Annotated in this window: 4 protein-coding genes and 1 pseudogene; 2 read left to right on the forward strand and 3 right to left on the reverse strand. The window is 68.3% G+C overall.

Translation table 11 applies throughout. The features are described from left to right. The first annotated feature begins 538 nt into the window (after nt 1–538). Nucleotides 539–2,185, forward strand: coding sequence for a DUF2079 domain-containing protein (locus tag D0D15_RS34150; protein ID WP_143266264.1), 1,647 nt, complete (start codon nt 539–541; stop codon nt 2,183–2,185). Here D0D15_RS34150 and D0D15_RS34155 read toward each other — a convergent pair. Both D0D15_RS34155 and D0D15_RS34160 read right to left on the reverse strand, forming a co-directional pair. Then, nucleotides 2,158–2,490: a DUF732 domain-containing protein gene (locus tag D0D15_RS34155; RefSeq protein ID WP_158224486.1), complete on the reverse strand. Its 333-nt coding sequence runs from the start codon at nt 2,488–2,490 to the stop codon at nt 2,158–2,160. The genes D0D15_RS34150 and D0D15_RS34155 overlap by 28 nt on opposite strands. Then, nucleotides 2,487–3,986, reverse strand: a complete 1,500-nt coding sequence (locus tag D0D15_RS34160; RefSeq protein ID WP_094009203.1) for a GH25 family lysozyme — start codon at nt 3,984–3,986, stop codon at nt 2,487–2,489. The genes D0D15_RS34155 and D0D15_RS34160 overlap by 4 nt, the downstream gene beginning before the upstream one ends. Nucleotides 3,987–4,394: 408 nt before the next feature. Here D0D15_RS34160 and D0D15_RS34165 point away from each other — a divergent pair, with 408 nt between their 5' ends. Next, on the forward strand, nt 4,395–10,616 hold the full coding sequence (locus D0D15_RS34165) for a PA14 domain-containing protein (RefSeq protein ID WP_275897122.1): 6,222 nt from the start codon (nt 4,395–4,397) through the stop codon (nt 10,614–10,616). A gap of 405 nt (nt 10,617–11,021) precedes the next feature. On the opposite strand, the pseudogene D0D15_RS34175 reads toward D0D15_RS34165, so the two are convergent. Continuing rightward, nucleotides 11,022–11,147, reverse strand: a pseudogene (locus tag D0D15_RS34175) (IS481 family transposase); the annotation flags it as partial.

Consider the following 11,147-nt stretch of genomic DNA (forward strand, 5'->3'; position numbering starts at 1 on the left):
CTCCGGCGACAACCGCTTCTCACTCTTACGTGGAGTCACAGCCCCAGATGTCATCACTCACAGTGCCCATCCCGCCGGACCTCAGCCCGGCGTGTCGGGCCAGAAACACCGATCTTGAAACAGTCCCTTCTGCAGAAAAAAACGAGAGAGAGCACCGAGCCAGTTGCGGAGTGGAGCTCCTGGCTCAGCACCTATGATCCCGAGGTGAGCCGGGTGTTGGACAAGCGGTAGAGCTGACGAACGGGCGGCTGGGGAAGGGTGCGCTGAGCAGGCAAGGCCGCAGGACCATTTGCTCTCCTCGTCGTCCTCAGGTACCTCGGCCTGGTACCAGCCGCGGTGTACACGGTCGTCGCGGTGGCGGTCTTCAGCTTCGCCGCCCGGCGGCCCTCAAACCGAAAGTAACGATGTCGCAGAGCGCGGGCGCCGTCGCCATCCGATGACGGCGCCCGCAGCCGTCTGCTCGACAGGTCTCGCCAGGCCCGACGTGGGCGCCGGATAGGGTTCGTCGCGATCAGTCTCCGGAAGTCGGGAGCAAACCGTGAGGTTGGATGCCGCCGTTGTCGGCAAGAGCGCCGGATCGCAGGCCAAGTTGTCGGAGCGCGTCCCCGTCGTTGTCTTGACGGTGCTCGCGGTGGTGCCGGTCGGCTTGGCGTTGTGGACTGCGGCGCGTACCTCGCGGCTGCACGTGTTGCTCGACTACTGGCACGTGCTCGCGAAGATCACCTCGGATGACGGCTCGCTGGTGCCGGGGCAGGTGCTGACCTACCACCTGGACCAGCCCTTCGCGGTCCCGTCATTGCTGTTCTGGGCCGATGCGGCGTGGTTCGGCGGCGACAACCGGGTTTTGACTGTCCTGACGGTGCTGCTGCTGGCCGGCGCGGTGCTCCTGCTCCGGGGGATGCTGCCGTCCACAGTGCCGCCTGTGATCAAGGCCGCCCTGACGGCCGGATTCGCGTGGCTGCTGTTGTCCTCGCACCTGGCGGAGCTGTGGTTGCAGGGCACGAACGGCATCAGCTGGGTGCCGGCGGTCGCCTGCGGGGTCGTGGCGGTGGCGGCCGCGCACCGTGGGCAGGTGTGGTGGGCCTGGGGTGCGGCGTTGGTGGCCTGCCTGTGCTTCGGCGCGGGGCTGCCGGTGTGGTTCGCGGTCGCGGTGGCCACCTGGTTGCGGGGCGAGCGGATTGGGCGGGTGGTCACCCCGTTGCTGGCCGGGCTGCTGGTGGTGGCGGCGTGGTTCCTGACGAAGCCGGCGGGGCCGCAGTCGCTGGCGACGACGGCGATCGATCCGGACCGACGGTTGTCGGTTTTCGGTGCGGCGCTGGGCGGGTTGTGGGCGGTGGACACGCCGGTGGTGGCGGTGATCGCCGGTGGCGCCACCGTTGCGGCGCTGGTGTTGCTCACTCTGCCCGCGTTCCGCAGGACCCGGGAGGCCGCGCCGGTGGCGGGTTGGATCGCCCTGGCGGTGTATGCACTGCTGCTGGCCGGATTGGTGGCGCTGGGCCGCTCGACGACGGTAGCGGTCGCGGGTGGCAACGTGGGGCTGTTGGGCCGGTACGGTCTGGCTGGCGCGCTGGCGACGTGCGCGTTGTTGGTGCTGGTGGTCGTGGCACGGCCGGCGCTCCCGCAGCGGTATGTCGTCACCGCGGTGGTCACGCTTGGGCTGGTCACGCATGCGATCGGCGGCGGGACTCAGGACCAGGCGCGGGCGAATTATGCGTCGCTGGGTCTGGCGGCGGTGGCGTTGCGGGTCGAGGCTCGGGAGACGCTCACCGCGATGCAGATCGAGCCGTCGGCGATACCGGCCGCGCGGGCGTTGGGCGCGTATCCGTTCACGGATGATTTCAGCCTCGGTTGTGCTCATCAGCTCGGCCAGTCCCTGGACCTCACCGCCGTGCCGGTGCTGCCCGGTCCGGCGGATGCGGGAACCACCAAGGGGGTCGTCGACACCTCGGTGTTGGCGGGTGACACCGTGATCTCGGGTTGGGCGCTGGTCCAGGGGCAGGTTCCGGATTGCGTGCTCGTGACCGATGCGGCCGGGACGATCGTCGGTGGTGGTGTCACGAACGTCGCCCGGCCGGATCTGGCGTGGCCCGGCTGGCGGGCCGTGGCCGCTCCAGGTGCGACGGGACTGAGCGTGGTCGTGGCCAGTGGTGATGCGCTCTACCGCGTCGAACCCAGCGGCTCCTGAGACGTTTGGGGGCAGAACGCCTTCATCGAACGGGACGCGATCCGCACGGCCTGCACCGGCGAGTACCCGCGGTCCTGTAGCTCGCTGACGATGGTGCGTGGGGTGATGCCGCCGGCTATGGCCGCGCAGATCGAGTGTGCGAACTGCGTAACCTCGGCGTCTGTTCCGCGGACCGAGTCGGTGCGCAGGTCCTGGACGAGCCCAGCGTCATGCGCGGCCGGTTCCGCGTCGCCGGGGGCCGCGACGATGAAGATGATGGCGCCGAGGAGCAGAGCTGGGAGCCACGCGTGCCGGCGTCTGATCACGAATACGCCACCTGCGTGCGGCCGGTCGCGCTGTCCCAGGCGATGGTGCCGTGCTGGAAGTTCGTGCGCCGCCCGCCGGTCACGGCGTACTCGTCGCTGGTCGGGTAGCCGAGCGCGCTGCGTTCCCAGCCCAGTGAGGCCCAGGTGTCGCGGATGGCGCCGTAGACGGACCAGGCGCCGGTGGTGGGGGACCAGTAGATGGACGCGGCTTTGGAGAAGTGGTTGTAGCGGCCGACACCGTCCGGTGCCGCCGTCTCGTCGGTGGCCGGGTAGCCCATGGCTCCGGTTTCCCAGCCGAGTGCGGCCCAGCGGGACCGGATCTGTCCTTGCACGGAATGGGCGCCGGTGCTGGGTGTCCAGTAGACGGATGCGCCGCCGGCGCCGTTGAAGTGGTTGTACCGGCCCACTCCGTCGGGCGTGGTCGACTCGTCGGTGGTGGGAAAGCCGAGGACCTGGGTTCCGCCGCGGGCCAGCCAGGTGCTGCGGATCTGGCCGTGAACCGACCGCGCTCCGGTGGCGGTGCTCCAGTAGATGGAGGCGTTATCGGCACCGGCGAAATCGTTGTAGCTGCCGCCGTCGACCGGGGTTTCGTCCGTGAGCGGGAAGCCCAGCAGGCCACCGGGGCCGCCGAGGTTCTGGTAGTGGCCGAGAATGGCGCCGCGCACGGACCAGGCGCCGGTGCTGGGCCGGAAGTACATGGTGCCGTGGTCGTAGTTCTGCGCCCATCCGCCGGCGACCGTGTACTCGCCGCCGGACACGTTTCCGAGTGGGGAGGCGGCGCCGCCGAGCGCGCTGTAGTGGGCTTGGAGCTTGTCGGGCTCGTCACCGGTCGCGAACGCGGCGAGTTGTTCCGGTGTGCCGTTGAACCAGTCCTGGTCGCCGGGAAAGGTGCCGGAGGTGGCGTACTGGAAGAAGGTGTACTCGCTCCAGCTCGCCGGGATGGTGGGCGCGCCTCCGGCGTCGGAGTTGCTCGGCGCGATCCAGAGGGGGTCGTTGCCGAAGCCGCTGTCGTTGCCGGTGCAGTGGCTCCACCAGCCGGTGGTCGTGTAGATGATGGGCCAGCGGTTCGTGCGGTCGTGCACCGTCGTGGCGAAGTCGGCGATCCACGCGGACATCTGGGTGGTGGTGAGGCCGTAGCACCAGCCTGCCCAGTCGGCGGTGCCGTAAGGGTTGTATTCGATGTCGAGCACCGGCGGAAGCGTGTGCCCGTCGGCGACCCAGCCACCTCCGTGATCGAGGAAGAACAGCGCCTGCGCCACGCCGCCGGAGCGGTCGGGCAGCGCGAAGTGGTAGGCGCCGCGGCGGAGTCCGGCGTTGGCCGAGCCGGAGTAGTTGGCCGTGAACTGGGGGTCGGTGTAGGTGGTTCCTTCGGTGGCCTTCATGAACGCGAACTTCGCTCCAGCCCCGGCGACCGCGGACCAGTCGACCGCGCCCTGGTGGTGGCTCACGTCCAAGCCCGGCGTCGTCGCGGACACCTGAGCACTTGTCGCTGCCATCGACACGAGCACAGACACCGCGATGACGCACGCCTGTCGCAACCGTGACACCTGTTCCTCCCCGTGCTTGCTCGGGCCCGCACTCGTATCGACAGTTCTCCGATTCCGTTACCGCCCGGGATGGAAAGCGCTATTTCGTCCCTTTTGTCATCGCCCTGATGGCCTATTGCGGTCTGTGCTCATAGCTCCACCTGCTCTTCTTGGCAATGGTGATCCATGCCTCAATTCGTCCTGTAACGAGAACGCCTTCCTTAAGCGATGCTGAGAACTGGACGGCGGGTCTGAACCTTCCGTCCGGCGCGGAGCTGCTGCGAGGCAACGGATCTGCGTGTCGCCGTGGTGTCGTGGGCGCCGCGGTCCGGTCGGCGCGTCGAGGGGTCGTCGTGCCGCTTAGGGGAGGTACTGGCTTTGTTCTCGCTGTCCCGAAATGTCAGCAAGAATCGCTGGGTAAGATTTGTCCAGTTCATCTTGATCTGCACCCTGGTTGTGTGGGGTGTCGAAATCTCGCCGACGCCGGCGAGTGCGGCGGCGCCGACGCCGGTCGATCCGCGTGAGGTTCCGCTGGTGGCGTCGGCGCCGGCGGCTCCCGACGCCCCGGATGCTCCCTCCACGGCGAACTTCGCCGCCCAGTCACGTCACGACGGGGGAGCGGGAAGCCATTTCGACCCGCAGCGGTCCACACCGATCTCGCGGTCGATGTTCGTCACTGAGTACCTCAACCCGGACGGCACCCACTCCATCCAGCAGTCCAACCAGCCGCTGAACGTGCAGGACGAGACCGGTGCCTGGCAGCCGGTCGACACCGCGCTCTCGCGCGACGCCGCGACCCACCGTGCGGACGCGGACGACCATCCGCTGAGCCCGTCGCTGGCGACCACCGCCAGCGACCCGGCCGTGCTGCAGGTCGAGTCCGGTGGCAAGACCGCCAGCCTGGCTCTGGACCAGGCTGCGCCCGCGCAGGCGCAGGTGCAGGGCGACTCGGTCACCTATCCCGAGGTCGCGCCCGGCACGGACCTCGACTACGAGGTCACGCCCGGCGCGGTGAAGGAGACCATCAAGCTCAAGCGCCCGCCGGCCGATGGCCGCTCGTCGTGGCGGTTCAAGCTGAACACCGGCGGACTGACCCCGCGCCTGGAGCGCAACGGCGCCATCACCCTCGCCGACGAGAGCGGCACCGCGAAGATCGTGCTGCCGCCGATCGAGACCTGGGACTCGGCCGGCAACGGCGAGACCGCCCCGGCCATGACCGGCGGCACCTATCACCTCGAGCGCGCGGGCGCCGACTGGTGGCTCACCGTCGCCGTCGATCCCGCCTGGCTCAACGACCCCAAGCGCGTCTACCCGGTCTCCATCGACCCGACCTTCACCTACGGCGTCACCGAAAGCCACGCCTACCGCTCCGACGGCTACAACTGTGACGCCTGCGGTCTGCGCATCGGCAACAGCCAGGCCAACGGCGACACCTACAACCGCAGCGTCTTCCACGTCGACTACACACCGCTGTTCGGCAAGACCGTGGTCGGCGCGCGCATGGACCTCTCCCGCAACACGAGCGTCGTCGGCTCGGTGAAGACCTGGAACGCGAACCTCTACCACGCCTCCGGCTTCAACTTCAACGGCGTCGGCGGCTACATGGCCAGTGCGCTGGTGGGCGACGTCGGCAGCTTCTCCGGCGAGGGCCTGACCGGCTTCATCCGCGACCGGGTCAACGCCCGCGACGGCTCGGTGTTCTTCATGATGATCGGCGCCGAGAACGCCGGCATCTGGACCTACAAGAACCTCAACGCCACCCTCATCGTCGACACCGGAACCCCCGCCCCGGCGGCGACTCTGGTGAGCCCGGCCGACGGCACGGTCTCGACCTCGCTCACCCCCACTCTTGCGGTCAAACCGGTGACCGATCCCGACGGTGACCCGGTCACCTACTGCTTCCGCGTGGCCACCGGCGCCGACGCCAAGTCGGGCGTGGTCGTGGACTCCGGTTGCCTGTCCACCCCGACCTGGACGGTCCCGGCCGGGGTGTTGCAGGACGGCGTCGCCTACACCTGGCAGGCGATGACCTACAGCGGCAGCACCACGATCACGCCGACCTGGGTCGGCCACTTCAAGATCGACCAGCGCATCGGCGACCATGGCCCTTCGCCGACGGACGAGGCCGGGCCGGTCACCGTCAATCTTGCCAACGGCAACGTCTCCACCGCCGAGCAGACCCCGACCTTCAACACCGTCGGCGGTAATGCCGGCATCAGCTTCACCTACAACTCGCAGCAGACCGAGTCCAAAGGCCTGCGCGCCTCGTACTACGCCGACCTGTCCCACAACGGGCTGATCAACGACGCCCAGCAGCCGGTGCTGGTGCGCACCGAACCGCAGGTCAACGTCGACTGGGGCGACGCGTCGCCGTTCGCCACGGCGCTGGCGCCGGACTGGTTCGTCGTGCGGTGGGAGGGCTACTTCCAGGCCCCGGCGAATGGGACCTACCAGTTCGCCGCCGTGCACGACGACGGCGCCGTGATCTGGCTCAACGGCAGCAAGGTCTACGACGTCACCGGCGTCAGCGACGTCAACTGGACCCAGTCCACCGGCGTGGCGATGACCGCCGGACAGCGCCTGCCGCTCAAGATCGAGCTCGCCGAGGGCGTCGGTCTCGCGAGGATGCGGCTGTTCACGCGCACCGATGACAACACCACGGTGCCGCCGCAGATCGTGCCGGCCGACTGGCTGTCCACCTCCGACCTGCCGGCTCTGCCCAAGGGCTGGACGATGTCGGCCGACCTCGACGGTGACGGCTCGAGCTACACCGAGGCCAAGGTCACCGACCAGAACATCGTGCTCACCGACGCCACCGGCGCCAAGCACACCTGGACCAAGAAGTCCACCGGCGGCTACACCCCGCCCACTGGCGAGGACGGCGTGCTGGCGCTGGACAACGCCGGCCGGGTCACCTTGAGCGACGGCGGTGACGTGTTCACCTTCCGTTCCGACGGCAAACTCGACACCCAAGCCTCCTCAATCGATTCACGCAAACCCGCTGCCCTGCAGAACATCTACGACGGCACGCCGTCCCGCCTGGTGCAGATCAAGGACCCGGTCTCCGGACGGGCGCACGTGCTGCACTACAACCGCAGCGGTGACGACTGCTACCACGGCCTCACCCCGCCGGTCGGGGCCGACGCGGTCGCGCCCTCGCAGATGCTGTGCCGGATCTCGTACTGGGACGGCACCGAAACCCTGATCTGGTACTCCAACGGCCGGCTCGCCCGGATCGAGGACCCGGGCTCGGCGGACACCGACTTCGGCTACGACGCCGACGGCCTGCTGACCTACCAGCGCTCGCCGCTGGTCAACGACTGGGTGGCCGTCGACCCGGCCACCCGGTACACCAACTTCGACGTCATGACCAAGATCGACTACGACAAGACCTCGGGCAAGCCGAAGGCGGTCAAGGTCACCGAACCGCAGCCCGCACCGGGGCAGCCGCGGCCGGAGACGTCCTACCGGTACGACCCCGCCAACCGCCAGACCTTCACCGACACCGCGGGGCTGAATCCGGCGATCGGCTTCGCCAGCAAGGTCACCTACGACGAGGCCGACCGCACCCTGTCCACCACCGACGCCGCGGGCAAGACCTCGACCCAGGAGTGGAGCGTCAAGGACCTGCCGCTGTCCACCACCGACCCGGCGGGCCGGAAGTCGACCACGGTCTACGACTACGCCGACCGGGCCACCGACTCCTACGGCCCGGCGCCCGCGTCGTGCTTCACCGGACAGCTGCCCAACGGCACCTGCGCCGGTATGTCCCACGGCCACACCGGCTACGACGAGGGCATCAACGGCCTGTCGGTGGCCTACTACGACAACGACAGCCTCTCCGCCGCGCCCAAGGTCTACACCACGGGTATTGGCAGCCCCGGCGGGCAGCTGGTGAAGAACTGGAACAACGACGCCCCGACCACGGGCATCCCCGCGGACCACTTCTCCTTGCGCGCCACCGGCGACATCGTGTTCCCCGCCGCCGGTGACTACACGCTCCGCGTGCTCGCCGACGACGGCGTGCGGGTGTGGATCGACGACCAGATCGTCATCGACGACTGGCGCAACACCACCCCCGCATGGCGCACCGGCGTCGTCCACAACGACGTCCCTGGCGCAGCCAAGCGGATCCGGGTCGACTACTACGAGTATGACCTGACCGCGCAACTCGAGCTGCACTGGACCACCCCGTCCGGCGTGCAGGAGGCCGTGCCGGGCACCCAGCTCAAGCCGCGCTACGGCCTGACCACCTCCACCACCGCCAGCGAGTCCGACGGCGTCCAGGACAAGGTCGGCACCACCCGCTTCGACGAGAACGGCCTCGACCCCGTCTACGGGCTCGCGTCCTCAGGCCAGGGCAACCCGGGCGGCCTCAAGATCGCCGGGTCGGTCAGCTACGAGGCGCCCGGAACCGGCTATCTGCGCAAGACCAGTAAGACGATGGCCACCGGCGCCAAGACCACCTACACCTACTACGGCGACACCGAGACCAGGGCCAACCCCTGCGTCGCGGGCAGCCCCGCGATCAACCAGGGCGGCATGCCCAAGCTGACCACCTCCACCACCCCGGCCTCGGGCCCCGCCCGGGTCGACGAGCGGGTCTACGATGCCTCCGGGCGGGTGATCGCCCAGGCCAGCGGCGGCGCCTGGACCTGCACCACCTACGACGTGCGCGACCGGCCGCTGGAAGAGCGCGTCCCCGCCTCGGCCGACGCCCCCGCACGCACGGTGACGCACAACTACGCCGTCGGCGGCGACCCGCTCACCACATCGGTGTCGGACGACAAGGGCACCATCACCACGACCGTGGACCTGCTCGGCCGCGACGTCGCCTACACCGACGCCAACGGCGTGCGCACCACAACCACCTACGACCAGGTCGGACGCGTCACCTCGAGCACCATCACGCCTCCGGATGCCGCGGACGCGCCCCGGACGTTGTCGTTCACCTACGACGACGCGGGGCGGGTGCTCACCCAGAAGCTGGACAGCATCACCGTCGCCACGATCACCTACGACAACGCCGGCGAGCTGGCCACGGTCGCCTACGGCAACGGCACCTCACTCGCAACGGTCACGAAGGACTACGCCGCCCGGCTCACCAGCCTGGGCTGGAAGACCAGCGACGGGAAGGACGTCGTCAGCCAGGTCGGCCGCACCTCGGCCGGCACGATCATCGACGAATCCCTCGCCGGCGTAGATGCCAGACCGAACGCGCCCAACTACATTTACGACGGCGTCGGACGCCTGACCGAGGCCTACGTCGTCGGGCACCACTACACCTACGACTACACCTCGACCGCCTCGGCGACCTGCCCGACGGGCACCCAGGCCAACGCCGGCCTCAACACCAACCGCATGCGGCTGCTCGACCAAACCGCATCCGGCACCGCCGAGACCCGCTACTGCTACGACGCCGCCGACCGGCTCCTGGCCACCGAAGGCGCCACCGCGCTGACCAAGGTCGCCTACGACGCCGACGGCAACACCACCAGCTGGACCGCCGCGGACGGCACCGTCACCACGCTGAAGTGGGACGGCTCCGACCGCAACATCAGCGCCCGAATGGTGAGCCCTAACCTCGCACTGAACGCTGACGTCGTCTACACCCGTGACGCGGCCAACCGAATCATCCGCCGCGACCCGCTCAACTGTGACAACAACACCGTCACGCGCTACGGCTACACGGGTGACAGCGATACTGCCGACCTCACCCTGGACGGCGACAACCGGCTGACCTCGCTCACTCTCACTCTGCCGGGCGGCGTGCTGTTCACCAGCAAGGTCAGCAATGGTGGGGCCTTCACGCCGACGTACGACCACCCGACCATCCGTGGCGACCTGGTCCTGACCACCGACGCGGCCGGTCACCAGGTCGGCGACTTGCGTACCTACGACCCCTACGGCCAGCCGTTGACGGCTGCCGGGGCCGTCGACCCGCAGAACGTGCCGGACAACTCACCCGGCTCGATGGACTACGGCTGGCTCGGCGAGCACGAACGCCCGTACGAGCACGCTCAGGGGCTTGCCATTGTCCAGATGGGTGCTCGCCCGTACAGCCCGCAGCTCGGCCGATTCCTGTCCATCGATCCGCAGGAAGGTGGTTCGGCTAACGATTACGACTACGTCACTGGCGACCCCATCAACAAGACGGACCTCGACGGTTTGTGGTGGTCCTGGCTCAGCTCCGCCGCGAAGGCGGTAGGAAACTTCGCTCGCGCTCACGCTCACCAAATCGTGTCGTTCGCCGTTCCAATCGTGGCGACCGTCGGAGCGGCGGCCGTCTGTGCTGGCACCGCAGGTTTTGGTTGTGTCGCCATCGCGGGAGCAGTCATCGGTGCTGCCGCCAGCGGCGCAGGCCACGCCGCAGTCGCGCAACTACGACACGAACCCATCACGCGCCGCCGGGTGATTGGCTGGATGGCCAAGGGCGCTCTCTCCGGATTCCGGGGCGCTGTGGGGGCGCGGGCTGGTCTATCATTCGGGGCACTAGGGAAGCGGTTCGTGCGCTCCAGAGGGAACATGCGAGCAGTCGCACGCCATATTCGCGTTTCCCGAGCCCTACTGCGCACGCGACACAATTGGAGGATCCGCTGAAACGGATCAGCCGCGAACACCTTCGCGACATCGTCCTCGTCGTCGCGACCTGCTGGCTCGTGCCCTTCGGAGTAGCCCTTCCCTTCGTGTTGCACAATCCGATCTTCGCTGTGATCTTCGCGACCATCGGGTGCGCAGTTCTGCTTGGCCTCGGGCTGGTGGTCAAGATGTGGGACCGGATACGCGGTAGGAAATAGGCAACGTGGTTGTAGTGGCGGCCGTTGTCTGGCTCAGGTGCAGACGACGGCCGCCACGCGTGTCGATCGGGAACCTTTCTCCACGCTGGACAGCCTCGTGTGCAGCAACGTGCTAGTAGGAGCTTAAGTCCCGTCCAACTGCGCACCGCAGATTGAGATGCCCGAGCTGCTGTCGCGCTGGTTGTCGGCTGATACGTGTCAGGGCCCGCTAGCTGTATGAGGCCGTGACATTGGTGACGCCGGTGTGGAGCCGGGTCGCGGGTGGCTGATCTCCGGCAGCAGTGTGTGGTCGATGGTAGTTGTAGTGGATGTTCCAGATCGCTAACGCCTCGGT

The organism is Amycolatopsis thermalba, from assembly GCF_003385215.1.
GTDB lineage: Bacteria > Actinomycetota > Actinomycetes > Mycobacteriales > Pseudonocardiaceae > Amycolatopsis_E > Amycolatopsis_E thermalba.

Excerpts from the sequence above, each read along its gene's own strand:
- D0D15_RS34160 (WP_094009203.1), bottom strand. The coding sequence starts at position 3,986 with ATGGCAGCGACAAGTGCTCAGGTGTCCGCGACGACGCCGGGCTTGGAC.